Here is a 25,449-nt window from a genome sequence, read left to right on the forward strand (position 1 = left end):
GAAACCATAGAATTTCTAGGCACCCTTTAGATTGCCCATAGCCTAACGGTGGATCAGAACCATACGCCTAGCTATGGATTTGTTCCTAACGTTTTAAGCACAGCAACAACAGTGTGCAGCTCATTGCCTGGATTAAAAATGGAAAATGTTTTAGAAAGACCATACTGGCCAGTTTCTTTTGCCAGTTTGATAAATACCAGGTCAGTCCCGTTGGTGACCAAGCCAAACCGAATATTAGTGGGTTGGGCCCCACTAACCATGTAGGTCAATGCCTGGGGCAGGCCCACATGCCAGCTAAATTGAGGCCCTTTTGCTTCGATGGTGGCGACCCAGATTTGATCATTCAGGACCAAAATATCGACTCGTCCACGAATCAGCTCATCGTCATTTTTTATAGCAACTTCGGTGGTTTCTTCCGCGATGGGCCGAAAAGGACGCTGATAAAAACCTGCTACCGACAACAGGGGAGAAATCACCACCATTTTCACTAGCTCTTCATGCACCGGATAGGCCAGCAAATACCTGAAGCTTGCCTGGGCCTGGTCTAATACCCGAGTTTGATAATCATCCAGCGCCAACGGAGCCACCTGCCACTCGGGGAAAAAGTCCTCACTGGACTCAAACCCTAAGCCAAACTTGGTTTCTACATCATGCAGAGTGAGTTGACTAGCCTGAACAACTTGAACCATAAAGAATAGTAGAGTCGCTGAACTCCAGTATAGTCATCCAATTAAATCAGTGCTTGCCACATCGAGAGGGTATAGCAATAAGTTCCAGCCGTTGGCTTCGACTCCGCTCAGCCAACGACTCCGCTCAGCCAACGACTCCGCTCAGCCAACGACTCTGCTCAGCCAACGACTCCGCTCAGCCAACGGCTTGATTTCTAACCAATCCAACCCTTAGCCCGTTCCACGGCTCGCTCCCAGGTGGCAAAATTTTCCTGGGCTGCGGCTTTTCCTGCGCCGGGTTCAAAGGTTTTGTCAATTTTGCGGCTGCTCACCAGGGCCGTGTAGTCATCCCAATAGCCCACGGCTAACCCGGCGGCAAATGCCGAACCTTGGGCGGTGGCATCCAACACCGCCGGACGTTCTACGGGAATGCCCAATACATCGGCCTGGTACTGCATCAAAAAGTTGTTGTGGCAAGCGCCGCCGTCTACCTTTAGGGTCGTAATCGGGGTGCCGCTGTCGTCGTTGATGGCGGTAACAACTTCCCGTACCTGGTTGGCGATGGCTTCCAATACGGCCCGCACCATATGGGCCTTGGTGGCGCCCCGGGTAATGCCTAAAAATGCACCCCGTGCCCCCATATCCCAGTGGGGGGCGCCCAACCCGCTTAGGGCCGGGACAAAATAAACGCCGCCGTTATCTTCCACCGATAGGGCCAAGGGCTCACTGTCGGCGGCGCTGTCGATAATTTGTAGGCCATCCCGGAGCCACTGGATGCAGGCCCCGGCGGTAAACATGCTGCCTTCGAGGCCGTAGCCCAGGTCATAGCCACCGTCTGTGGCCGTGGTCCAGCCGATGGTGGAGAGTAACTGATTGTTGGAGCGAACAATTTCTTTGCCAGAGTGGGCCACTAGGAAGGCGCCGGTGCCGTAGGTGCATTTGAGTAAACCGGGGCGATCGCACCCGTGGGCAAACAGGGCGGCCTGCTGGTCCCCTAGAATTGCGGCGATGGGAATTTCTGCCCCGAGAATGCTGGGGTCGGTGTAGCCAAAAATTCCCTGGCTGGGTTTGATATCCGCCAGTAGCGATCGCGGTATCCCAAATGTGTTTAACAGGGTGTCATCCCACTGTTGGTTGGCCAAATTCATCAGCAGCGTGCGGCTAGCGTTGCTATGGTCCGTGGCATGCACGTTGCCACCGGTCAAATTCCATAGGGCCCAGGTGTCGATGGTGCCGGCTAGCACATTGTCCAAATTGGCGGGCTGCGTCTTATTCAGTAGCCACCGCAGTTTGGTGCCCGAAAAGTAAGCATCCAAAAACAGACCGCTGCGTTCATAAATATCGGCCTTTTTATCCGCCAGCGTTGCGCACATATCCGCCGTGCGCCGGTCCTGCCAAACAATGGCCTTATGGAGCGGTTCGCCGGTGGTCTTATCCCACAGGAGGCAGGTTTCTCGTTGCACCGTCAGGCCAATGGCCGCAATATCACTGGCGCTAATCTTGGCTTCTGCAATGGCCGTTTTCATCGCCCACTGCACGTCTTGCCAAATTTCCATGGCGTCATGCTCTACCCAACCCGGTTGCGGATAATGCTGAGTCAGCTCCTTATAGGCCTGCCCCACAATGTCCCCTGCGCGATTAAATAGGATGGCCCGATTACCAGTGGTGCCCAAATCTAGGGCCATGACGTACTGTGGCATGGAAAACCTGACTAAATGACAGAACTCTGTCTATTGTGTCGCGTTTTTTCTGTTGTTGAAAAAAATACAGGAAGTCTTTGGGGACGTTAATAAAGGTTACGAAATCGGGGCGTGACTAAGCTGGGGAATTTAGTTGAGGAAAGAATTTTGAAGTGAGAAAGAGAAGTGCGTTACTACAAAAAAAAGAGGGTGTCATTTGACACGCCTCCATACAGTGTTTTTGAGTATTGATTTTTTTGTAGGGTTAACCCCGATATATAGATGTTGACTGATAAAAAAGGAGAAGAGGGGGCTTGAGCAAACGGATTGCTGGCTAAAGCCCATTTACCACTAGGGCCCAGGCGGACTGGGGGCCAGGGAGACTGGGGGCCAGGGAGACTGGGGGCCGTCCGGCCTTATTCTTCTTTGTCGAGTAGCCTGGATAGCTGGCCACGGATGGCATCTAGCTTTTTGTCGACTTTGGGAACGGTCAGTAGCCTGACTTCAACTTCCGCAATGTTGTCAATGCGGGTGGTTTTTTCCCACAGTTTGCGTTCAACCTCGGACTCAGACTCGTAGCGGAATGTAATGGTGGTATGGGTGACCTCTAATATTTCTACATTTTTAAACCAGCCGTTGCTGCTTTTTACATACAGCCAAATACTATTTTGGCCGACGAGTTCTCTGAGTTTTTTTTCCATATGGCAATTCCCTAGACACGGCATATGTCTACAAAGAGATAATGCTGTCTTTTCTTAAGATTGATTTTATATATCTTAGCACTTTGAAAAGTTATGTGTAGACGAAAAAATAAATGTTCTATGATCTCTGAAATCCTTTTTTGGCAAAGAATTCAGCGGCCTTTATTTATTGTTCCCAAATAGAAATCAAACCCTAAGCTGGGGTGTCTTTAGGGCTGTTCAGGATGGTTTTTTTACCAATTCTGTTACGAAAAAGTTTATTTTTTCTGTTCAAGGAGAACACCTTGACCATCACGTAAGGTAAATTTACTGAGATTTTTGAGCTCGGGCTCGAGATCGGGGGTGGCGATCGCAACTTGCCAATCATCCATATTCAGGTCGAGCCAGTCACCCAGTTCAATGGTCAGGGGGGCGCCGTCCATGTGGGCCACCATGACGATGGGTTCGTTGCCAGGCTGTTGGGGATGGCTGCGGAGGCCATAAAACACCGTGCGATGTTCATCGCTGATGCGGTTAAAGCGATCGCGGCCGGTTAAATTTTCTAGCAGCCATGGATGGCGTCGGCGATATTGGCGAATCGCTAAATGAAACTTGGCAACGCTCCCGTCGATCACATCGTAGAAGCGGGACACATTACATAGGTCATGGCCATCTTCCATAAAGGCCATGGCAAACTTTTTGAGCTTAGACACATCTAGATTTTTCAAAAAACCTGATAACGAGGGCTCATTTAATTCAGCCAGGGCGGGCAGTTCGCAGTTGTCGGTGTTGGCCCCCAGGCACTGGCTGCAAATGGTGGCCACCTCCTGCAGGTTATAGTCCGTGGCGACCATGGCATCCTGTAAGGTTTTCGAGAAATCCTTTAGCTGTTGAAAGTCTCGAAACCCCATTTGCTTCAGTTGGGGGTAAACCTCTGGCAGGTCGTACATGTCCGGTTCGATTTGCCAGTCTAGGAAGCTAATTTCTTCGGAGACGACTTTGACGCCGTACTGTTCGTCCGTATTTCTAAAAAATCCCCAGGGTGCCCCCACATTGGCATTAATAAAGTCCATGGGCAGTCCGGGGCTAAAGCCGCACACCCACAGCTGGGTGGAGGGCTTGTTATAGGCTTTGTGTAGCACCTGGGGCAGGGTTTTGCCCAGGTTCCAGTTGATCGGCTGATCGGTTTTTACCTGGGTGCCCCGGCGCACGGTGTCGTGGTTGCCACAGCCGGTGATCCAGCGGTCTCCCTGGTAGATCACCTCCCCCACCCGTCGCCATTTGCGGTCCCAAAACCCTTTTAATGAAGGCGTATTGTGGGCAAAAATTAGCGGCCCCCACTGGAAGGATTCTGGCTTCTGTTCAATTAACTCTCGATAGCGAGAAATCTCTTCCCAGCCTTCCTGGGGCCAGGGGCGACCATCTTCAAAAATGGTGAACATCAGCCGCCGAGCGCCGTTGATTTCCTGGACCACATCACTCATGGCCAGGAGGTAGGCGTCGTCCTGTTCCACCCGATCCGTCAGCGGGTTAAAGAAACGGAAATCTTGGCCCCCATCCACCCGAATGCCGTCGGCCCCCGTGTTGATTTTGCGCCGTTGCATTTCGAGCAAAATGGCGCGTACCTGGGGGAGCTGGTGGTTGAGGTCCTGCCCATACATGTTCGGCCCTTTGAAGAACTGCTGGGTCATTACCTCTAGGGCCTGGTTGTCGGCATGGCCATAGACCAGGTCGTAGATTAGCTGGATGGGGCCTGCGGAAAAGTTGTGCAGGGTGGCGATAAAGTCGATCACTTCATCGGGGCGCAAACTGCCCAATACCGATGGGTTGGTGGTGCCCGAGCCTAAAATTGGCACGTCGTACCCCCAATTTTGGGTGTCTGATTTGCGGAGAACGGCCTGGGCTTTGGTGGGTTGGGTGATGGTGTCGGTGGTCTCGGGTGGGCCATCTAGGAGGACAAAAAACTCGTAGTCCCCCTGGGACTCTTCCCGGCGGTATTCAATGGTGGGCACCACCGGCAGGAGCTGAATGGCGTCATAGCCGGCATAGACGGCGTCGGCTGCGGTGAGCTCTTCCCCGGCGGCCAATTGTGCTGAAATGCGCTGGTAGATTTTGGTGAGGCCTTCAAAGGTGCCTTGGGGCGAGGCGGTTTTGACGTGGATTTGTAGAATATTGGTGGGGGCTTCTAGGCGGGGAATTTCACTGTCGCTATAGCGGCTGCCGGTGCGTTGAAAATAGGCTCGATCGGGTCGCTGCCGCTGGAGCAAGCGCATGTCGTACAGCTCTGCCGGGGCAAAAATGCCGTAGGGCATAGAGTCTGCGAGCGGATCGCGAATAATGTGCACCCGTCCTTCCTGGTCGGTGTAGCGTAACCAGTAAAAACAGCCACTGCGATCGCGACGTCCGGGACGTAGACCCTCAATGACGCCCCACACAAACTCCCCCTGTTTCACCAACGGAATCTGGGTGCGATTAAAGGTAACGGTTTGTTCTGTAATGCGAAAATCAATATCGGCTGTCGGCGTAAACACCTCAAGGACGATGCGGTCCTCCGACTGAATAATGTCGCCCGTTAGCTCTGGTGTCCAAAACCCTACCTCTGTTAGACGATCGGCGCGATAATGAGCCCCCAATCGTCGCGCAATTTTCTGAGCTTTCTCAAAAAAAGTTGCCTCCGAACGTTGGATGCTTTCAGCCCATATCAATAGGCTCTGGGTTTCATCATCAACCAGTTGGATTCGTTTCTGGGCAGTTGCAATCACCGGATATCTCACTATTTAGGGAGCCTGGGGGAGCATTTAAGCGCTATATAGCTGAGAATAGCCAACGCGCCGATAGTTCCCATCGATCAAAAGTAGGATGAAAACAGCCAGGTCAACACAGCGGGTTTACATCTTTAGACAGAGTGTAAGATTGGCAACGAATGTAAAAATAATTTTTATAGCTTGAACCGTTAAGACACATTTGTAGTGAGTTTTTAGCCCGTTATTCAACCCTAGGCCGCGTTGATTTTACGATTGCTAAATAGGGCCGAATACGATAACGTAACTCACTGTAAACCCTGATGAAATAAACCTTGTTAACGTCCACAATTAGGGTTTCCTTTAGCAGAACTTACAGGTTCAAAATTGGACTTAACTGAGAAAAAAACATCAGCGGTTTTTATTATTTTTCATGCGATTTTTAAGCTTAGCAAAGACAGCGTAGTCAAGGTGTTGTCTGGGCTGAGCTTTCGTATTGTCTAGAATTGCACCCTTTAAAAAACGCTGTTGACCGTTGCTGATTTGCAGGATAAATCGATCGGGTAATGATGCAAGACATCAGAACTTATCAGATGGAATCATCGCAAGGATCAGCAACGCCCGCCATTGCAAACTGCAGGAGACATCGAAATGAAATCTTCCCTGGTGATCCTATACCACCGTGAACCCTATGACGAGGTAAAGGAAAATGGCAAGATTTACTACCGTGAAAAGAAGAGTCCCAATGGGATTGTTCCCACGTTAAAAAGTTTTTTCGCTAACGCCGATCAAAGTACGTGGGTAGCGTGGAAACAAATTACAGAGGCCGAGCAAAAAGGGTTTGTGGATCGGGTCACCATGGACGGTGGCAGCGATAGCTGTGTGGTCAGGCGGATTCCCCTCAATGCGGACCAGGTGCGCAATTTCTACCACATCACCTCTAAAGAAGCCTTTTGGCCCATTCTCCATTCCTTCCCCGAGCACTTTACCTACGACAGTTCCGACTGGGAGAATTTCCAAAATATCAATCGTTTGTTCGCAGAAGCCGCCTGTGAAGATGCAGCGGACGATGCCCTGATTTGGATTCACGATTACAACCTCTGGCTGACGCCCTATTACATCCGCCAGAAGATGCCCCATGTGAAGATTGCCTTCTTCCACCACACCCCATTCCCGGCGGCGGATGTGTTCAATATTCTCCACTGGCGAAATGCCATCATCGACAGCTTGCTGTGCTGCGATCTCTGTGGCTTCCACATTCCCCGCTATGTGCAAAACTTTGTGTCGGCAGCCCGTAGCTGTCGCGATGTGGAAGTGGTGGAGCGCATTCCCGTGCCCGAAGCATTTACGAAAACCGGCACTGCCCTCGCCGAGCCCGAAATGGTAACTAAGCTGCGCTACAACGGGCGCATCGTCACCATTGATGCTTTTCCCGTCGGCACCAGCCCGAAGAAAATTCACGATGTCATCATGCGGCCTTCCATTCAGGAGCGGGTGACCGCCCTCCGGTCTGAAATTGGCGACAATAAACTAATTATGTCCGCCGGTCGAGTGGACTATGTGAAAGGGGCGAAGGAAATGCTGGCCTGCTACGAGCGCCTCTTGGCCCGACGCCCAGAACTGCTGGGGAAAGTCAATTTGATGATGACGGCGGTGAAGGCGGCCAAAGGCATGCGGGTATATCGCATTGCCCAGGAGCAAATTGAGCAAATGGTGGGCCAAATTAACGGTCGCTTTGGCACCCTGGAATGGACGCCGGTGCAGCTATTTACGGCCCCTTTGCCCTACGACGATCTGATGGCCCTTTACAAGGCCGCAGATATTGCCTGGATTTGCCCTCTGCGGGATGGGTTGAACCTGGTGGCTAAGGAATATGTGGCGGTGCACAACGGTGAAGATGGGGCGCTGATTTTGTCGGAGTTTACCGGGTCTGCGGTGGAGCTGCCCGATGCCCTATTGACCAATCCCTATTCGTCTAAGCGCATGGATGAATGTATTGATGAGGCCCTGGCCATGTCCGCTGAAGAGCAAGCAGCGCGGATGAAAAAGCTGCATAAGGCAATCTGTCGTTATGACGTGCAGCAGTGGGCCAATCATTTATTTAGGGAGGCCAAAGCCACTGTGGCCATTGAACCGGAGACGAAAGAAACGGTGGGTGTTTAGGGGCGTTAACACCGGTAAAGACGTTGCATGATTTTTGTAGGGGTATTGCATACAATGCCCCTACCATTTTTAGAAAGTTGTGCCATCTTGAAACGTGGGGAAGCTTATATTTTTGACCCAATGCGCTGTTGCTATGTAGATCGATAGAGTGTTGGCCCGCTCGATGCACAGCCGCCGCGGTCAGTAACAGTCATCGCTAAATAGACATCTGTAATCGTTACACTTTGCAGCAACTATGCCTGATTACTCAACGCCCGATTACTCAACGATAGAAGCGACTACCTACGATTTGATTGTGATTGGTGGTGGCATTAATGGGGTGGCTGTCGCCCGTGACGGTGCTCTGCGGGGATTAAAGACGGTTCTGATCGAGAAGAGCGACTTTGGTGGTGGTACCACCAGTTGGTCTAGCCGTTTGGTGCATGGTGGTTTGCGCTATTTGGAATATTTTGAGTTCAACCTGGTGCGCGAATCCTTGCGAGAGCGAGAGATTTTGTTGCGGACGGCGCCCCATTTGGTTAAGCCGATTCAGATGACCATTCCCATTTATGCCCAGGGCTCCCGCAGCTACTGGGAAATTCAGGCGGGGATGGTGCTATACGATTTGCTGAGTTACGACAAGAGTTTGCCCAACCATCGGATGCTAGGGGAGGCTAAGCTCAAACAGCTATTTCGTGCGTTGGAGCCCCAGGGCTGTCGCGGTGCGGCCCAATATTATGACGCCCAGGTGGAATATGCGGAGCGGCTTTGTTTAGAGGTCGTTTTGTCGGCCCAGGATGCGGGGGCGACCATGCTGAGCTATGTGACGGTGGCGCAGCTACAGCGCAGCGGCGATCGAATTACGTCTTTGCTCTGCCGCGATAGTGAAACCGGTGAATCCTTTACGGTGCGTGGCCACGACCAAACGGTGGTGATCAATACGTCGGGGCCTTGGGTAGATCAAATTTGTCGCAGTGGCATCCAGGGCAACGCCCCGGCCCCGGTGGGTAAAACGCGTAAAATTGGTGGTACCCGCGGTAGCCACATTATTGTGGATAAGTTTCCCGGCGCCCCCGATGAAGCGCTCTATGTGGAGGCTCTGACCGATGGCCGCCCGTTCTTTATTTTGCCGTGGTTGGGCATGTGCCTGATTGGCACCACCGATATTCGATTTGATGGCGACTTGGATAAGGTCCATGCCAGCAATGATGAAATTGATTATTTGTTAAATGAAACGAATCGTGTCGTTCCCACCGCTCAGCTAACGCGGGAGTCGGTGCAGTTTACCTACGCTGGGGTGCGACCGCTCCCCTATACCGAGGGTAAGAAAACGAGCAGCATCACCCGTAGCCATGTGCTCTATGACCATGGGGCCGAGGGGGTGAACAATATGGTTTCTCTGATTGGCGGGAAGCTGACCACCCATCGTCAGGTGGGCGAGGAAATGGTGGATGCTGTTTTGAAAAAGCAGAAGCAGTCGATTGGGCCATCTGACACTCGGGTTGCCCCATTGCCTGGAGCGATCGCAACCAGCGAGGCAAAATCGTTGATGACCTCGGCGAATCGGGATATGGTGGCCTATTTGTTGTCCCTATATGGTGCCCGGGCACCCCAGGTGCTGGCCTTGGTGGAGGAGTTTCCTGAGCTAGGCGATGCCATTGTGCCAGGGCAGCCAGATATTAAGGCTCAAATTGTTTACAGCGTGCGTTCGGAACTGGCCCGTACCTATGTGGATATTTGCCGTCGGCGCACGGCCATAGCCATGCGTGGTAACTATGGTGTGGAGGCGTTGCCGGTGGTGGCAGAGGTGCTGAAGCGCTATTGCGACTGGACCGATGGCCAGTGCGATCGCAACCTGATCGACTACTACACCTATATGCGAGATAATTGCATTCCCGACTATCAGCTCGACCAATATCAAATCCCAGTGGCTGCATCGGTGGCCTAGGTTAATTTATTGCAACGGGAGCATTGCCTGTGACGATTTCATCTGTATCCTCTGAAACGCCTACCATTCCTTTATCGGAAGCCCTGAAGCAGACCGCTCGGGTAACGGTGCTGGGGGCGGGGGCTTGGGGTACGGCGCTGGCACGACTGGCGTTGACCAATGGCAATCAGGTGCAGATTTGGTCCCGCCGTGGGCCAGTGGATTTAGCCACCGCCGTTGCCAATGCCGATATGGTGGTATCGGCCATTTCTATGAAGGGGGTGTCGGCCCTGGCTGGCCAGTTAAAAGCATCGAAGCTGAGTGCTTCGACAATTTTGGTGACGGCCACCAAGGGCCTGGATCCAGAAACCACCCGCACTCCCTCCAAAATATTTCAAGATACGTTTCCAGAAAATCCCATTGTGGTGTTGTCAGGCCCCAATCTCTCTAAGGAGATTGATGGGGGGTTGCCGGCGGCAACGGTGGTGGCCAGTACCGATCTGGAGGCTTCGGCCCGGGTGCAGCAAGTGTATTCATCCGAGACGTTTCGGATTTATACGAGCCCTGACCCGGTGGGGGCAGAGCTGGGGGGAACGCTAAAAAATGTGATTGCGATCGCAGTGGGGGTGTGTGATGGCCTCAAGCTAGGGTCCAATGCCAAAGCTGGATTGATCACCCGCGCCATTCCCGAAATGATTCGCGTGGGAATGCACATGGGGGCTCAGATGGAAACCTTCTATGGTCTGTCTGGTTTGGGCGATTTGCTGGCCACCTGCGATGGGTCCTTGAGCCGTAACTATCGCGTGGGGTATGGATTAGCCCAGGGCAAAAATCTAGACCAAATTTTGGCCGAACTGGGCAGCACGGCCGAAGGCGTTAACACCACCCACGTCCTGATCGACATTGCCAATCGCGAGGGGATTCCCATTCCCATTGCCCGCCAGGTGCACCGACTACTGCGGGGGGTGGTTACCCCTCAAGAAGCGGTGGGCGGCCTCATGGAACGGGAACTCAAGCCAGAAGCCTGCGATTTACAAGCTAAAAATTAGCCCGCTATCCCCCATCGTCTGGTCTCGGTAGCCATGCCCCACGGGAAATTAGCCCCCGCTCTTTTCGCCCATGGTTTTTTCCCTATAGTCATAAAACCGTTGGAGATATTTACGGGAGCTATTGGGTGGCTCTACGGCTGTGTCCCCTTGCGGTGCCCTAGCGGTTTCGGTCTCGGTTGTCGTTTCGCTCGCCGCATCTTTCCGATTGGTGTCTCCCTCATCGGCTGTTAGGTTGCGTTCGCCGTCCGCTGGCTGCTCATCAGCTTCTGCCTGGAGGCCATCATCTGCTGGCCGCTCATTAGCATTAACGCGTTCCACCGGTTGAGATTCGGTTTGGGCCGGTTCACTTTCTAAAATGGGTTCAGCCCCTTCCTCGCCCAGATTTTTCCCTAAGGCCTCAGGGGAAAGAGCCGTCGCCCCAGGGTTTTCGATGGCATCGGCTGAATCTTCGACGTCCGCACCCTCGGTGGGGGAGATGGCATCCATCTTAGACGGCTCTTCAAAGATGTTTTTCTGTTCTACAGCATCGTCTGACCTGTCGGTTGGTTGGGCGACATCAAGCTCAATATTGTCAGGGACGTCATTGCCAGGGACGTCTCTGGCTTCAGTGTTTGCAGGTTCTACAACCCCAGGTTCTACACCCTCAGGCTCCACAATCTCGGGCTCCACAATCTCAGGCTCATTGCTGGCCTCGGCATTATCCCCAGGGGGCAGCGAGTCGGGGGTGTTTTCCAGGTCTGTAGTATCTGGCACCTCTAGGGCAGTATCTGGCACCTCTAGGGCAGTATCTGGCACCTCTAGGGCCGGTGGTTCGTAGGATGGATCGACGATACCCCCTACCATTTCTAGGCCGATATCACCTTGGACGATGGTGGCTAGACCATCTTGCTGGGTAGGGTCATAGTCGATGACCTGCACCGTATTGTTAAACACCCCTTCAATCGGGGCACCGTCCTCATCAACCAACGCCAGTTGGACCCAGTTTCGACCCGTTTTTAATCCCTCTATATATATTGGCTCCCAGGTATCTAGGGTCAGGCTGTCTCCATTGACGGTATATCGAATACGCCAATCAGCAATGGCAGGGTTTTCTTGGGCCACCTGGTGTAGGGGGGCATCGGTTAAGTAAAAATCTAGCAGCACCGGCTCTGCGCCATAACTGCCCACGGGGGAGCCGTAGGTGAGCAACGGTTGCTCGGCGGCTGGTGCGTTTTCGTTGCTCTTGGCAAAAACGTGAAACGTAATCTGGTCGTAGGCTGCTTCATTTTTAAAGCTTTCCTGCCAGGGCCGGACGGCAAATGCCCGTAGCGTGTGGGTGCCTGGGGATACATTTTCTAGGACCACGGGTTGGCCCACATCGTATATCGAACCGTAGGGCTGGTTGTCTAACCACAGATCTACGTGGGGACCCAGCTGCCAGGTTTCATCCTTATATATGGGTAAATCTCGAACCCGCAGGTTTACTTCAACTGTAGTGTCTTCAATTATTTGGTCGGCGTTGGGCTGACGAATCGCTACCTGGGGCTGGTAATTGTCGAGCCAGGGTTCTAAGGATTGAATCAGCTGTGGCGTCTCTACCTGTTTGATTTTAGGTCGAGGCGTAAATAGGGATGGAGAAGAATCGGTGCTTGCAATGTTTTGAGACGATGACTCCGATGGGCCACAGCTAGTGAGCAGCAGCCCAATCAAAACCGATGCTGTTATCAGCTGAGCGAGGCGCTGACGTAAAGAGTTCCACACATTAGCAACCAAAGACATAGCTTCTGTTGTCCCGTAGCGTTGATATAAACCAGACTACTGCCGCAGGGCAGTGGGCCTAATCGATACTAGCTGGCGAATGGTCCAGCTAGGGGCCTGGGGTCTATGGCAATTGGCTAAAGGTGCGGCGGGTACTCATATTTTTTACAAAACTACATCAAACATCCGTGCCCCACGCTCATACCACCATTAGGAAGTTCTATGATCTTCATTAAGAAAAATTGGTTGATTTTTGAAGGGTTTATGCGTGCTCCACGGCGGTGGCTAAAACAAACCCGCTGTATTGAGATTTGTTAATAGGAATTCAATAGAGTTGCTATTTTGTGCCAACGACTACCTTGCGATCCTTATTCTGTGAGGATTTCGGAGGTTGAATTATTGTTAACTCGAAGCGGGATCGGGGAAGTGCCGAGTCTATAATGCTCAGGAGCAATCCTAAATAAATACCAAGGGTCGACGTTTCTACTGCGTTAATACCTCAGTAGCAAATGTTCGCAATCGTTTCATATACGAATCCTTTGCTGACCTGGTTTTATTAGGCTGTTCGTTCTTTGTCTAGAGAGAGGAGAGTCTCCATGACAACTACCCCGCGGGAGCGGGAGGCAGAAGTCAAGGTAGCCGTTGATGAAAATCCAGTACCCGTTTCCTTTGAGAAGTGGGGTAAGCCTGGTCATTTCAGCCGTGCCTTGGCTAAGGGACCCAAAACCACAACTTGGATTTGGAATCTCCATGCCGACGCTCACGACTTTGACAGTCACACCAGTGACTTAGAGGACATTTCTCGTAAAATTTTTAGTGCTCACTTTGGCCATTTGGCCATTGTGTTCATCTGGCTGAGTGGCATGTATTACCATGGCGCTCGCTTCTCTAACTTTGAAGCTTGGCTAGCAGACCCCATTAACATTCACCCTAGTGCTCAGGTGGTTTGGCCTATTTTTGGTCAAGAAATCCTGAACGGTGAAGTGGGCGGTGGCTTCCAAGGTATTCAAATTACGTCTGGTTTATTCCAGATGTGGAGAGCTGCTGGTTACACCAACTCCTTCCAGCTTTTGTGTACCGCCATCGGTGCGCTGGTAATGGCTGGTTTGATGGTGAATGCTGGTGTATTCCACTACCACATCAAAGCTCCCAAGCTTGAGTGGTTCCAGAACGTGGAGTCCATGCTAAACCACCACCTGGCTGGCTTGTTCGGCCTAGGTTCCTTGGGTTGGGCCGGACACCTAATTCACGTATCTTTGCCTGTTAACGCTCTATTAGATTCCGGGGTGGCTCCACAGGATATTCCTTTGCCCCACGAGTATCTGCTAGATAAAGCGTTCATGGCAGATCTATTCCCTGGCTTTGCTGCGGGAATTACGCCATTCTTCACCCTTGATTGGGGTGTTTATTCTGACATTTTGACTTTCAAGGGCGGTCTAAACCCCGTCACTGGCGGTCTCTGGATGACTGACATTGCGCACCACCACGTGGCGATCGCAGTGATGTTCATCTTTGCTGGTCACATGTACCGCACTAACTGGGGTATTGGTCACAGCATCAAGGAGATCCTAGAAGGTCAGAAGGGCGATCCGTTGCTCTTCCCTGCTAAGAATGGCCATGACGGCTTGTTTGAGTTCTTGACCACTTCCTGGCATGCTCAGCTGGCTATCAACCTGGCTATGGGCGGTTCGGTAACGATTATCGTGGCTCAGCATATGTATGCGATGCCTCCATATCCTTACCTAGCAACTGATTACCCAACCCAGCTGTGCCTATTCACACACCATATGTGGATTGGTGCATTCATGATTGTGGGTGGTGCTGCCCACGGTGCGATCGCGATGGTTCGTGACTACGATCCGGCCATGCATGTCGACAACGTGCTCGACCGCGTTCTTCGTGCTCGTGATGCCATCATCTCTCACCTCAACTGGGTATGTATTTTCCTAGGCTTCCATAGCTTTGGTCTATACATCCACAACGACACTATGCGTGCTTTGGGTCGTCCCCAAGACATGTTCTCCGATAGTGCGATTCAACTTCAGCCTATCTTTGCCCAATGGCTGCAGAACCTGCACACCCTAGCGGCTAGCGGTACCACTGCTCCCAATGCAATTGGTCCGACTAGTGTTGCCTTCGGTGGTGACATGGTTGTCGTTGGCGGCAAAGTTGCCATGATGCCTATTGCTCTTGGCACAGCTGACTTTATGGTGCACCACATCCATGCGTTCACCATTCACGTAACTGTACTCATCCTGCTCAAGGGTGTGCTGTATTCCCGTAACTCTCGCCTCATCCCCGATAAGAGCGAGCTGGGTTTCCGCTTCCCTTGCGACGGCCCCGGTCGTGGTGGTACTTGCCAGGTATCTGGTTGGGACCACATCTTCCTAGGTCTGTTCTGGATGTACAACTCCCTATCTATCGTTATTTTCCACTTCAGTTGGAAGATGCAATCCGATGTATGGGGCACCGTTTCCGGCGGTGCGGTTTCTCACCCGGCTGGTGGTAACTTCGCGACAAGCGCAATTACTATCAACGGTTGGCTCCGCGACTTCCTGTGGGCTCAGGCTTCTCAGGTAATCAACTCCTACGGCTCGGCTACGTCGGCCTACGGTTTGATGTTCCTCGCCGGTCACTTTGTATGGGCGTTCAGCCTGATGTTCCTGTTCAGTGGTCGTGGCTACTGGCAAGAGCTAATTGAGTCCATCGTTTGGGCTCACAACAAGCTTAAAGTTGCTCCTGCAATTCAGCCTCGCGCACTGAGCATCACTCAGGGTCGTGCGGTTGGCGTTGCTCACTACCTCCTCGGCGGTATTGTAGTGACTTGGGCGTTCTTCCATGCTCGAATTCTGTCGATAGGTTAGCGGGGAGGACTTACTAGAAAACTATGGCGACTAAATTTCCTAAATTTAGCCAAGACCTAGCGCAGGATCCAACCACGCGTCGGATCTGGTACGGGATTGCTACTTCCCACGACTTTGAAAGCCACGATGGCATGACGGAAGAAAATCTTTATCAAAAGATTTTTGCTTCCCACTTTGGTCATCTGGCGATCATCTTCCTGTGGACATCTGGCAACCTGTTCCACGTTGCTTGGCAAGGCAACTTTGAGCAGTGGATCCAAGATCCCCTCAATGTTAAACCCATCGCCCATGCGATTTGGGACCCTCACTTTGGCCAGAATGCGGTGGATGCGTTCACCCAGGCTGGCGCAACTGGCCCCGTTAACGTAGCGTTCTCTGGGGTTTATCACTGGTGGTACACCATTGGTATGCGGACTAACGGCGACCTTTATTCGGCGTCCTTGTTCCTACTAGTGTTGTCTTCAATCTTCCTGCTTGCAGGTTGGTTGCACCTACAGCCTAAGTTCCGTCCCAGCTTGTCCTGGTTCAAGAATGCTGAGTCTCGCCTAAACCACCACTTGGCTGGTTTGTTTGGTGTGAGCTCCTTAGCTTGGACTGGTCACCTGGTGCACGTTGCAATTCCTGAGTCCCGTGGTGTGCACGTTGGTTGGGATAACTTCCTGACCGTGATGCCTCACCCCGCTGGCTTGGCGCCCTTCTTCTCCGGAAACTGGGGTGTTTACGCTCAGAATCCTGACACTGTAAACCATGTGTTTGGTACGTCTGAGGGTTCGGGTACTGCAATCTTGACCTTCCTGGGCGGTTTCCATCCTCAGACTGAGTCTCTATGGCTCACTGACATGGCTCACCACCACCTAGCCATTGCGGTTATCTTCATCATCGCTGGCCACATGTACCGGACTAACTTCGGTATTGGCCACAGCTTGAAGGAGATCCTCAATGCTCACCAGCCCCCCAGTGGTGGCTTGGGTGACGGTCACAAGGGTATGTTTGACACGCTCAACAACTCCTTGCACTTCCAGCTAGGTTTGGCTCTTGCCTCCTTGGGTGTAGTAACGTCTCTCGTTGCTCAGCACATGTATGCGATGCCTCCTTATGCCTTCATGGCTAAGGATTACACCACCATGGCTGCGCTTTACACCCACCACCAGTACATCGCTGGTTTCATCATGATGGGTGCCTTTGCCCACGGTGCGATCTTCTTGATTCGCGACTATGATCCTGCTGCGAACGCTAACAATGTGTTGGCCCGCATCTTGGATCACAAGGAAGCGATCATCTCTCACCTAAGCTGGGTCACTCTGTTCCTCGGTTTCCATACTTTGGGCCTCTACGTACACAACGATGTTGTAGTTGCCTTTGGTACTCCCGAGAAGCAAATCTTGGTTGAACCTGTGTTTGCTCAGTGGGTTCAGGCAGCATCTGGTAAGGCTTTGTACGGTTTCGATACTCTGCTTTCCAATGCTGACAGCATGGCTACTGGTGCTGCTAGTGGTATTTGGCTACCGGGTTGGTTCGAAGCAATCAACAGTGGTGCTAACTCCCTATTCTTGACCATTGGCCCTGGTGACTTCCTAGTTCACCATGCGATCGCTCTAGGTCTACACACTACTACTCTTGTACTAGTGAAAGGTGCCCTAGACGCTCGTGGTTCTAAGCTGATGCCCGACAAGAAGGACTTTGGCTATAGCTTCCCTTGTGATGGCCCCGGCCGTGGCGGTACTTGCGACATCTCTGCTTGGGATTCGTTCTACCTAGCCATGTTCTGGATGCTTAACACCATCGCGTGGTTGACCTTCTACTGGCACTGGAAGCACTTGGCTATCTGGTCTGGTAACGTGGCGCAGTTTAACAACAGCTCCACTTACCTAATGGGCTGGTTCCGTGATTATCTGTGGTTGAACTCTTCCCAGCTAATTAACGGCTACAACGCCTATGGCATGAACAACCTGTCCGTATGGGCTTGGATGTTCTTGTTCGCTCACCTGGTTTGGGCAACTGGTTTCATGTTCCTTATCTCTTGGCGTGGTTACTGGCAGGAGCTTATCGAGACCATCGTATGGGCTCATGAGCGTACTCCTCTGGCTAACCTGATCAACTGGAAGGACAAGCCCGTTGCACTGTCCATCGTTCAGGCTCGTGTTGTGGGTCTAGCTCACTTTACGGTGGGATTTGTCCTCACGTATGCGGCCTTCCTAATTGCGTCAACGTCTAGCCGATTTGGGTAGCGTTTGAATCTCTCTTAGGAGAATGAAAAAAGCCCTTCAGCGAAGCCTGAAGGGCTTTTTGTTTATGGTGAATTTTAATCTTGGAAATATTCAAAATATTAGCAACCCTAATGTTTATAATGCTATTTTTTTATTTGGGTGTAATTCTTGTATAGCTTCTAGAGATATGGCAAATCAGGATCAAATTACTATTCTGAACAAAGGTGTTGAAGTTTGGAATAATTGGAGAAAATCTTCACCCAACCTTTCTCCTGACCTTAGCGGATATCGAATAGAAAATCGACAACTTCCTGGCATCAACTTAAGTAGAACAAACTTAAAAGGAACTAAGTTTGTTGAATGCAATATCAATAATGCTAACTTTCAAGAATGTAGTGCTGGCCTTGAAGATAGTTGGAATATCAATATATACTTTTTGCTTATTTTAGCTGCTGCAATCTTAGGCTTTTTAGAAGCTAAGTTTGGGAGAGTTATATTGATATTGATAATTTATCAGTCAATATTTCCTATCTCCATGCCAACCAGAGTAAGCAAATGGATTGATAAATTCTTTCTGTTGGGAAAAATATTTTTCTTCTTTCAAGCATTTAAAAGGTATTCCAAACTGTTTTTTCTGATTTCTATTTCTCTGCCTGCTTTAGCAGTTGCGCTGACTAGTATTTTAGGCATCTTTCCAGTATTGATGGCTAACGTTATTATTTACTTTTCTTTCTTAGGTGATCCTGAGAATGTTAATGCATTGGCCGCTTTAACTTCTATCACTTTGATATCTCGTTCAGCTTATAGAGGTATTCAATATGCACCAGAAAGTCGGCACTATCCAGAAGTGGATGAAATATTTAATGATGCATTTGTGAAAATAGATGAGAAGAAAACATTAGAAAATTATCCAAAGTTAGAAGAAATTGCATCTGTCTCAAATTATCCAGATATAGACGCTTTAGCATCTTGGCTTTTCTTATATAAATCTACTCAATTTATTCGATCAGAGTTAGTAGATGTAAATTTCACTCGTGCAAATCTGAAATTTGTCGATTTTTCAAAATCTTATGTGTTGCGATGTAACTTTTTTAAGATAAAAGGCTATCAATATTTAAGGCTTAGAAAAAATATATTTTCGAGTAATAAAGTAATTTCTCTTGCTGTTGATCGTTTTAATCCGGGAGCACTTTTTGATGATGTCAGAATGGATGTAATCAAACAAAAAAGCTTTCGGTTAAATAATTTTAGTGACTTAGATTTGGAAGAATTATGTTTACGAGATGCTGATTTAATCAATATAAATCTTAGTAATAGTAATCTTAAAAATGCTGATCTTTCAAAGGCTAATCTGACAGGCGCTAATCTGACAGGCGCTGATCTGACAGGCGCTAATTTGACAGGCGCTAATGTTAAGGGTGTAAATTTTGAAAATGCTGTTTTTGAAGATACTATTTTGACTGGTTTAGATTTTAGCAAGTCAAGTATAAAAGGCGCTAACTTTAAGCGAGCTCAGTTAGATAAGAGCAATTTTCAAGGTGTGAATATAAGTAAAATAGATTTTTCAGGTTCATCTTTAATAGGTGCTAATTTATTACGTGTAACTGCTTTGGAAACAAACTTCTCAAAGTGTGACTTTACCGGTGCATGTATTGAAGATTGGAATATTAATAGACTAACTTCTTTAGAAGGAGTAGTTTGTGATTATATTTTCTTGAAAACAGATAACCGGGATAGACGTCCAGGCAGTGGTAACTTTAAACCTGGTGATTTTTTTGTATTGGTTAAGAAGACAGTTGACACCATAGATTTAGTCTTTTCTGGTTTGCTAAACTGGCAGAGCTTACTTGAATCATTGAGAACAATTCAAGAAGAGTACGGAAATGATACCTTTCCAATACAATCTCTAGAGCGTAAAGATGATGATGGCTTCGTTATCAAGCTGAATACCCCACCTGACTTGGATGAAGTAGAAAAGAGAGTGGTGGAACGAAGAATAAGAACTCAATATGAAACAAAATATAAAGCAGTCAAGAGGCAATTTAGGCGTGAGTTAACTCGAAAAGAATCTAAGCTTAAGAGTAAAGATATAGCTATTAGATACTATAAAAAACAGTCTAGCAGTTTTCTTAGACTGTTCGAAATGTTTGCAGTTCAGTCCAATAAGCCAAATGTTAACGTTAACAATATTTTAGAGAGTAAAGTTATGCAAGGAGATGACAATAGCAGGAATTTAAATGTAGGAGGTGATTTAAATGCATCTAACTCCAATCTAAACTTAGGTGATATTAGCGGCCAACTAAGTAATCTCATTAAACAAATACCTCCTACTCCTTTAGCTAATGAACATCAGTTTGAATTGAAAGAGTTGTTATCTCGATTGCAAAATGCGGTTGAACAGGATTCGAGTTTAAATCCTGATGAAAAGCTGGAGGCTATAGGTGAGATGAAAAAAATAGCTAAAGCTGCTATTACCCCAAATGAAGGTGCGATGAAACGAATAGCACGGCGTTCAATGAAAACACTTGCTGAAATAGCATCTATTCTGTCTAATACTTCGGAGGTTGTTAAGGTTTGTAAGGATTTGTTGCCAGTCGTTCAATCTATATTCTGAGTGGAATGTTGCTCAAAAAAATGTGGTGGGGATACCCGGCTTTTCGAGCTAATCGAAAAGCCGGGTATCCCCATCGAGCAGTTGCAGTTGCCCCCATCTGAAACTCCATGACGAGAGATCTCAAACGTGGCTTACTGAGCAATTTTTAACTGGCCAACGCATTCTTGAAAAATATAGCGGAGTGCGCCCAGGACTGAGTTTTGCTGCGCGATCGCAAACGGCAAAGTCTCCTTCACCTCACCAGACACCAGCAACCGATAAAACTGCCACACCCCGCCATTACTAACAATGCCAAACACATCCATCACCCGGCCAATCTGACGATTTTGCCACGCGCAGGCCTGCATCTCCACCAAACATTGAGCCAACCCCTGGGAAAAGTCATCCTTTTTGGCTTCCACCACGCAAATAAATGGAGCTTGCAAGTAGGCCCGATCCTCAGCAATCAGATAATCCACTGCACCAATGGCTGTTTCCCTTTCTAGGGGAGCGCCTTTCCAAATTTTCAGGTAATCAATACCTTCCAGCGCCTCTTCGCAAAAAGCATCGATAAGAAGCTTTTTCGATTCTTCGCATCGTTGTAAGTCAAAACGTCGCTGTAGAAGAGTTAACCGCTCAACAAAAAAATCGGTAGGTGTCAAATCCTGGATCGGTAATGTCCACGGTAGGAGTCTTTCGATAGATAACGCCTTAAATGCTGCCTCATAATCGAAACTAGAAAATGCTTGCTTAGCCATAGCGCACAACCATATTTAGAATAGACATCCTAAAGTTTGTTTGGATCAATACCTAGCTCCCTCAACTTATGGCTAACCTTTCCGCTTTTTCTTCAGGAGTGAGCAACCGCTGACCATTTTCGTCATACCAATATAGCCATTCCAGTTAAGGTCGTAGTGTAAAACCATTGGCAAACTAGGACCGTTACATAGATGTTGTAGCGATGTGTTCAGCATCGGTAATATAGCGCTCTAAATAAACATTGCCGATTGCCTCAGAGCAGATGTCTGTTAGTCCATGAATTTGGCTGTGCAATATGGAAATAATGTTGCGCAGCATAAAATGACTTCAGTCTCTACCCGCAGGTTTCCCTTTAGCGATAGCACTGCGTTCCAGCCGTACGTGTGGAATGTAGCCGTCATCGTTAGTTTGATGGCCATGACGATTATCATCAATATCCAGATGATTCGCTATGGCCTAACTAGCCTGGGGGACATTAAGTGGCACATTGCCTGGGTGCAGCATTTTTCCCAACAGCTGGCGGAAGGAATTTGGTATCCCCGCTGGATCGCAGGTACTAATTTTGGCTACGGCAGCCCCACCTTCGTTTTTTATCCACCGTTTGTTTATTACATCGGCTCATTCTTAAAATTTATTGGCTTTAAGAGTGAGGCTACGATGACCTTGTTATTTTCTCTGCCCCTATTTTTGTCCGGCCTCAGTTTTTATCTCTACGGGCGCAGTAAGTGGGGCAAACTGCCGGGGCTGCTGGGGGCCATATTCTATATGAATACCCCCGTATTTATTAGTGCCATTAGTTTTGGAAACTTATCTACCCTATGGGCCTATCCGTGGATTCCATTAGGCATGTATTGGGTGGATCGCTCCTTTGTAAAACCCCAGGCGAGAATTGCCGTATCGCTGATGGCCGCAGTTGTGGCACTAACCCATACCCCTAGTTTGCTGCTGTATGCGATCGCTTGGTTTATCTATCTCCTATTTTCCCTGCTAGACAAGCCCTTTAAGGCTGTATTTCTAACCTTTGCCCATGGCGTTTTAGGGTTCTGTATGGCTGCCTTTTATCTGGTGCCAGCCATACTAGAACAAAAATTTGTGAACTTAGACTATCAGCTAGGGTCTAAGGGGGGCTTTCTCATGTTGCAAATCAGCGATCTATTTAAGGATGGCTGGTCCGATATCTTAGTAAAAAATTTAGTCGCTATCGTTGTTTTTCTAGGCCTGTGTCTATATGCGGCTCGTCAAAATAAACAAGAAATTAGGACCACGCTACTGTGGGCAGGCTTTGCCTTTATGGTCTTTTTTATGGTGTGTAATTGGTCTGAGCCCATTTGGCGCTCTAGCCACATCCTATTAAAAGTTCAGCGCAGTACAAGGGCGTTAGTTTTATTTTATTTTGGCCAAGCCGTAATTTGTTCCCTAGCCGTTCGGGCCGCCTTAAAGCTCCATTGGCGCTTAAAAATTGTCGGTTCAATGTTGCTTTTGAGTATTGTCTGGAGCAACTTCCACTTTGGTTATACCCTAAGTCGCCAAGCCCCTGGTTTACATAGCCCCACCAACGGAGTGGTGCATATTCGTGAATGGCTCGAAACCGCCCTGAACGATCCCTATTCCAATGGGTTAATTGACGTGCCCGAATATCGGCCCCTATTGTCAGACGCCGCCTTTGATCCTGACATTCGTGAAAGATATGTGGGCGGCACACCCGTTCCCTATATTGAAGGGGGAGAGGCCTATTTCCCAGTGCCCAGTTTAAATCAACAAGAGTTCTCCATTGTTGAAGGGGATGCGGATATTACCTTAGAACAATGGGGCGCCTATAACAGACAATTTGAGGTGACTGCCACCCAGCCATCCACCCTTAGGGTTAGAACCTATTTTTATCCTGCATGGCGATTATGGGTCAATCAAAAACAACATCCCATACGCATGGCTGATGACGGCAGAATTGAGTTTGACATCGATGCCGGTGTGTCCCGCGCTACTCTGCAATACCACCATACGAACACGTTTATCTTTGGATTAATCGTTAGCTCAGCGAGTTTGTTGCTGCTGTTGGCCACTGCCTTGAAAATCTATGGTTTGCCCCTGGGCCTGGGTATCTTGCCCATATCAAAGGGCGGTTGAACACCGCGCAGTGGGTAGTCAAAATGAAAACCGTCCCCCATCCCTCCGCTAGCTGAGCGCAGCCGAAGCTAACCCAATCCGATACACCTCTCCGACCAAGGGACGCTTCCCAAAGATGCACCCATGGGCCGCCATTTTATCCGAATCTATACTTAGCTCTAATATATGAACGTTCTAGAAATTGGGCATTATAGGTACCATTGAGCTGTCTACCCCTGTATTACTAGTTAAATCGTGATCTGCATGGCTGCGATGTGATGACCCTAAACACTTCTAAAGCTACCGCCCAACAGCTTAAAACCCAGGCTGTTAATGCGGCACTCGTGAATATTAGTGGTCGTCAGCGGATGCTGTCCCAGCGGGCAGCCATGTTTAGTCTGATGCTTGCCAATAGCCGCAGTCCAGAAGAGCACCAAAACTTAAAGCTACAGCTGCGCCATGTGGTGGACTTAATGGAAAGTGCCCATGAAAGCCTGATTTATGGCAATGATGAACTGAACTTGCCGAAGCAAAAGTCGGCTGCCATTACGGCTATATATTTTGATGCTCCATTTAATGTGGATCAGCAAATACGGGCATACCTTGCCACTGTGCGCTCATTTTTTCAGTTACCTGAGACAGAGATAACCCCTACGAACTCTTTTTTGAGGCGCATTACCGACGAAGCTTCGGGTCGGTTGTTGCCCGCCCTAGATGCCGTGGTTGCTCAGTATCAACGAGAGAATGAAACTGCACAGGTTGAAAATAAACAACAACAATTGAAGCTGTACCAAGAGCGCTGTGTCGCGGCGGAAAAGGCCCAGAAATCAGCGGCACGGGCTCAAGAGACCCTGGTGGCACTACAAAAAGCTCAGGTGCAGCTGATTCAGGCAGAAAAAATGTCTAGCCTGGGCCAAATGGTGGCAGGCATTGCCCATGAAATTAACAATCCTGCTAATTTTATCCATGGCAACTTGCCCCATGTTAAACGCTATGTCGAAGCTATTGGCAATTGTTTGAAATTGTATGGGAAACACTATCCTAGTCCTAACGATGAGATTCAAGCCTATATTCAGGAAATAGAGCTGGACTTTATTACGGAAGACCTGGAGAAAACGCTTGCGTCCATTGATTTGGGAACAGATAGAATTCGAGATATTGTGCTATCGTTGCGTAATTTCTCTCGCATGGATGAGTCTGAACGTAAATCTGTTGATATTCATAAAGGCATAGATAATACGTTGTTGATTCTCCGGCATCGTTTAAAACAACAATCCTATCGTCCGGCGATTGAGATTGTTAGGGAATTTGGCTATTTGCCCCATGTAGAGTGTTATTCAGGCCAGTTAAATCAGGTGGTGATGAACATTTTGTCTAATGCGATTGATGCGTTAGAGGACGAGTTTCAAAATCATCCAAATACCCAAAAACGTCTGCACATCAAAATTTGTACCGAAGCGTATGCCGACGGTGTGGTGATCAAGATTTTGGATAATGGCACAGGAATGTCCCTCGAGACACAACATCGTATCTTCGATCCATTTTTTACCACTAAGGAGGTGGGTAAGGGCACAGGTATGGGCATGGCCATTAGCTATCAGCTAATTAGCGAAAAACACAACGGTACCATTGAGTGTTTTTCTACTGAAGGTGAAGGAACAACATTTGTGATTAAGCTGCCTAATGATCCAGCGTGAGGGTCCCTGGGTAAGACACCTAGTGGAGGGTCCCTGGGTAAGACCTAGTGGAGGGTCCCTGGGTAAGACCTAGCGGAGGGGACTGCGATCGCACCCGCAACCCGTTTTGGTCTGGGTGGTAAAGTCCGTTTGCGTGTCAGGCTATATGGGTTAATACTTCCTTGGGTATGGGTTATATCCTGGTTGATATGCCCCATGCTATCTGTGCAGCACTCTGGGAAAAATTAGATCGGTCGCATTGTGCCGATTTGTGATGGGTTTAGCCAGAAATAAGTTTATTTTTAGTCTTTAAGGCTAAAAATAAACATCAAATAAAAAATGATAACCATCACTGATGGCAGTTATTTTGCCTGAAGATTGTATGGACTATAGTGTAGATTTCTGGTGACTATATCGGCAGATTATAAAATTTTGAATGTAGTTATCTATCTGTTGATAAATCCGTAGTTTCAACCTATAAATAACCTGTTTAATTAGCCGTTAAACACTGTTCGAAACTTCACAATCACTTGCCGGTAAAGAATTCTGCGGTGTGGGAATGTTTAAAGCAGAGTCCTTAGGAGTCTTCAAGAGTTAGTTTTCTACTTATATCATGTTCATTTA

14 protein-coding genes are annotated in these 25,449 nt (G+C 49.0%); 8 read left to right on the plus strand and 6 right to left on the minus strand.

Features of this window, described 5'->3' with window-relative positions; all coding sequences use genetic code 11:
- Positions 1-71: 71 nt before the first annotated feature.
- From IXB28_RS01500 to gghA, 4 genes are all read right to left on the minus strand, one after another.
- Positions 72-689: a type I restriction endonuclease gene (locus tag IXB28_RS01500; protein ID WP_215616766.1), complete on the minus strand. Its 618-nt coding sequence runs from the start codon at positions 687-689 to the stop codon at positions 72-74.
- Positions 690-883: 194 nt separating this feature from the next.
- Positions 884-2,368 (minus strand): glycerol kinase GlpK, encoded by a 1,485-nt coding sequence (glpK, locus tag IXB28_RS01505; RefSeq protein WP_215616767.1) that lies wholly within the window; start codon positions 2,366-2,368, stop codon positions 884-886.
- Positions 2,369-2,763: 395 nt separating this feature from the next.
- On the minus strand, positions 2,764-3,048 hold the full coding sequence (locus IXB28_RS01510) for a DUF6679 family protein (protein ID WP_215616768.1): 285 nt from the start codon (positions 3,046-3,048) through the stop codon (positions 2,764-2,766).
- A gap of 257 nt (positions 3,049-3,305) precedes the next feature.
- Positions 3,306-5,789, minus strand: coding sequence for a glucosylglycerol hydrolase (gghA, locus tag IXB28_RS01515; protein ID WP_215616769.1), 2,484 nt, complete (start codon positions 5,787-5,789; stop codon positions 3,306-3,308).
- Positions 5,790-6,419: 630 nt separating this feature from the next.
- On the opposite strand from gghA, the gene ggpS reads away from it, so the two are divergent.
- The 3 genes from ggpS to IXB28_RS01530 all read left to right on the plus strand — a co-directional run bounded on the left by ggpS (position 6,420) and on the right by IXB28_RS01530 (position 10,886).
- Entirely contained in the window at positions 6,420-7,931 is a 1,512-nt protein-coding gene (gene ggpS / locus IXB28_RS01520) for a glucosylglycerol-phosphate synthase (protein ID WP_215616770.1), read from the plus strand.
- Positions 7,932-8,166: 235 nt separating this feature from the next.
- Positions 8,167-9,858: a glycerol-3-phosphate dehydrogenase/oxidase gene (locus IXB28_RS01525; protein ID WP_215616771.1), complete on the plus strand. Its 1,692-nt coding sequence runs from the start codon at positions 8,167-8,169 to the stop codon at positions 9,856-9,858.
- 35 nt (positions 9,859-9,893) lie between these two features.
- Entirely contained in the window at positions 9,894-10,886 is a 993-nt protein-coding gene (locus tag IXB28_RS01530; RefSeq protein WP_407659120.1) for an NAD(P)H-dependent glycerol-3-phosphate dehydrogenase, read from the plus strand.
- Positions 10,887-10,934: 48 nt separating this feature from the next.
- Here the strand turns inward: IXB28_RS01530 and IXB28_RS01535 are convergent, their stop codons facing one another.
- Complete coding sequence (locus IXB28_RS01535) at positions 10,935-12,644, minus strand: hypothetical protein (RefSeq protein WP_215616772.1); 1,710 nt, start codon at positions 12,642-12,644, stop codon at positions 10,935-10,937.
- A gap of 575 nt (positions 12,645-13,219) precedes the next feature.
- Here IXB28_RS01535 and psaA point away from each other — a divergent pair.
- Genes psaA through IXB28_RS01550 form a run of 3 tightly spaced genes read left to right on the plus strand, consistent with a single transcriptional unit; the run spans position 13,220 to position 20,308 of the window.
- On the plus strand, positions 13,220-15,487 hold the full coding sequence (psaA, locus tag IXB28_RS01540; protein ID WP_215616773.1) for a photosystem I core protein PsaA: 2,268 nt from the start codon (positions 13,220-13,222) through the stop codon (positions 15,485-15,487).
- 23 nt (positions 15,488-15,510) lie between these two features.
- Complete coding sequence (gene psaB, locus IXB28_RS01545) at positions 15,511-17,715, plus strand: photosystem I core protein PsaB (RefSeq protein ID WP_215616774.1); 2,205 nt, start codon at positions 15,511-15,513, stop codon at positions 17,713-17,715.
- A gap of 22 nt (positions 17,716-17,737) precedes the next feature.
- Complete coding sequence (locus tag IXB28_RS01550; protein ID WP_215616775.1) at positions 17,738-20,308, plus strand: pentapeptide repeat-containing protein; 2,571 nt, start codon at positions 17,738-17,740, stop codon at positions 20,306-20,308.
- 131 nt (positions 20,309-20,439) lie between these two features.
- Here the strand turns inward: IXB28_RS01550 and IXB28_RS01555 are convergent, their stop codons facing one another.
- Positions 20,440-21,045, minus strand: a complete 606-nt coding sequence (locus IXB28_RS01555) for a hypothetical protein (protein WP_215616776.1) — start codon at positions 21,043-21,045, stop codon at positions 20,440-20,442.
- A gap of 322 nt (positions 21,046-21,367) precedes the next feature.
- On the opposite strand from IXB28_RS01555, the gene IXB28_RS01560 reads away from it, so the two are divergent.
- Both IXB28_RS01560 and IXB28_RS01565 read left to right on the plus strand, forming a co-directional pair.
- Positions 21,368-23,170: a 6-pyruvoyl-tetrahydropterin synthase-related protein gene (locus IXB28_RS01560; protein ID WP_215616777.1), complete on the plus strand. Its 1,803-nt coding sequence runs from the start codon at positions 21,368-21,370 to the stop codon at positions 23,168-23,170.
- Between the two features lie 257 nt (positions 23,171-23,427).
- Positions 23,428-24,846: an ATP-binding protein gene (locus IXB28_RS01565; RefSeq protein WP_246559565.1), complete on the plus strand. Its 1,419-nt coding sequence runs from the start codon at positions 23,428-23,430 to the stop codon at positions 24,844-24,846.
- Positions 24,847-25,449: the final 603 nt, after the last annotated feature.

The sequence above is a fragment of the Leptothoe kymatousa TAU-MAC 1615 genome (assembly GCF_018739865.1).
Lineage (GTDB): Bacteria > Cyanobacteriota > Cyanobacteriia > Phormidesmidales > Phormidesmidaceae > Leptothoe > Leptothoe kymatousa.

Coding starts and splice junctions, on each gene's coding strand:
- IXB28_RS01500 (WP_215616766.1), bottom strand. CDS start 689: ATGGTTCAAGTTGTTCAGGCTAGTCAACTCACTCTGCATGATGTAGAA.
- glpK (WP_215616767.1), bottom strand. CDS start 2,368: ATGCCACAGTACGTCATGGCCCTAGATTTGGGCACCACTGGTAATCGG.
- IXB28_RS01510 (WP_215616768.1), bottom strand. CDS start 3,048: ATGGAAAAAAAACTCAGAGAACTCGTCGGCCAAAATAGTATTTGGCTG.
- ggpS (WP_215616770.1), top strand. CDS start 6,420: ATGAAATCTTCCCTGGTGATCCTATACCACCGTGAACCCTATGACGAG.
- IXB28_RS01525 (WP_215616771.1), top strand. CDS start 8,167: ATGCCTGATTACTCAACGCCCGATTACTCAACGATAGAAGCGACTACC.
- IXB28_RS01535 (WP_215616772.1), bottom strand. CDS start 12,644: ATGTCTTTGGTTGCTAATGTGTGGAACTCTTTACGTCAGCGCCTCGCT.
- psaA (WP_215616773.1), top strand. CDS start 13,220: ATGACAACTACCCCGCGGGAGCGGGAGGCAGAAGTCAAGGTAGCCGTT.
- psaB (WP_215616774.1), top strand. CDS start 15,511: ATGGCGACTAAATTTCCTAAATTTAGCCAAGACCTAGCGCAGGATCCA.
- IXB28_RS01550 (WP_215616775.1), top strand. CDS start 17,738: ATGAAAAAAGCCCTTCAGCGAAGCCTGAAGGGCTTTTTGTTTATGGTG.
- IXB28_RS01555 (WP_215616776.1), bottom strand. CDS start 21,045: ATGGCTAAGCAAGCATTTTCTAGTTTCGATTATGAGGCAGCATTTAAG.
- IXB28_RS01560 (WP_215616777.1), top strand. CDS start 21,368: ATGACTTCAGTCTCTACCCGCAGGTTTCCCTTTAGCGATAGCACTGCG.
- IXB28_RS01565 (WP_246559565.1), top strand. CDS start 23,428: ATGACCCTAAACACTTCTAAAGCTACCGCCCAACAGCTTAAAACCCAG.